Source organism: Corallococcus sp. RDP092CA, from assembly GCF_041903675.1.
In the GTDB taxonomy this organism is placed as follows: domain Bacteria; phylum Myxococcota; class Myxococcia; order Myxococcales; family Myxococcaceae; genus Corallococcus.
The window spans coordinates 1-1,166 of the sequence record NZ_JAYESI010000094.1; the positions used below are offsets into that span (position 1 = coordinate 1).

Below are 1,166 nucleotides of genomic sequence, written 5' to 3' on the forward strand. Positions count from 1 at the left end.
CGGCTTCGGGCGCCCCGCACTCCAGGAACTTCCTTCGCGCGTGAGCCCAGCAGTGCGCGACACCGAAGCGCCCATGGCTGGCGGCGGCCAGCGCGTCGTACACCGCGTAGCCGTCCGTCATGAGCAGGCCGGAGTACCCCTTCAGCAGCTCGCGCGCCGCCTGGGCGCCGCGGCCCTGGGCCACGCGGTAGACGACGGCGGTGGACGAGGCGAGCGCCCACAGGTGCCACTTCGCCTGGCCCTGGCTGCCCAGCAGCGGCCAGCGCGTCTCGTCCGCGCCCAGCACCCCTTGCAGCAGTTGGTCGGCCCACAGCGCGTCGTAGGTGGGCAGCAGCAGACGCACCAGCGCCGCCAACTGGTCCCACAGTGTCTGGCTGTCGCAGGTGGGGCCCTCGCGCGCCATGGCGCGCACTTGCCTCTCCAGGGGCAGGTGGTCCAGGTACTTGGAGGCGGCCACCTCGACGGCGAAGTCGAGGGAGTAGCGCCCCTGGGGCTGCAGCTTCTGGGGCCCAGGGGCCGTCTGGACGCACGCGTTGCACGCGCAGCGGTACTTCTGACGGCGGTGGCGCTTGAGGACGAAGCGGCGCACGAGGACGTCGACTTCCTCCGACTCCTCGAAGCAGCCCGTCATGGGCTTGAGCAGCCCCCCACAGGAGGGGCATTGCGTGTCGGCCTCGTCCAGCACGTGCACCACCTCCACCAGCGGGAGGGCCTGCTGCACACGCGGGCCATGGCCGCGCCGCACCGCTTCGGGGGCGTGCGTGTCCTCGGGCCGAGGGGCCGGACGTTTCTCGCTGGAGGGCGCGAAGAGCGCAGCGCGCGCATTGTCCAACTGGCGCTCCACCTCGGCCAGTCGTAGCTGGAGGTGGCTGGCGTCAGCGCCCTGCGCCGTCAGCAGCGCGCGGGTGAGTTCCACGTTGCGCCGCACCAACCGGGCATTCTCCGCTTCGAGCAGGAGGGCGGCCTGTCGCAGCCGCTCCACGTCCTTCTCCTGTGCGAGGTGCACCGCCATGGCTGCGTGCATGTGCCATGGCGGTGCGTCCGGAGGCAAGCGTCGGCGGACGTCAGCGCGCGGTGCCGACGAAGGGCTCGCTGTCTGCCTCCTCGCTTGCGTGCTGGCCACGCGCCCGTGCGAAGAGGGGCAGCGGCGTCGCCGAGGCGGGAGC

General features: G+C 72.3%; 1 protein-coding gene. It reads right to left on the bottom strand.

The genetic code is table 11. The features are described from left to right. The coding region (locus U8525_RS34295; protein WP_374270948.1) for an IS66 family transposase at window positions 1-1,024 on the bottom strand (1,024 nt) is incomplete at its 3' end. Window positions 1,025-1,166: the final 142 nt, after the last annotated feature.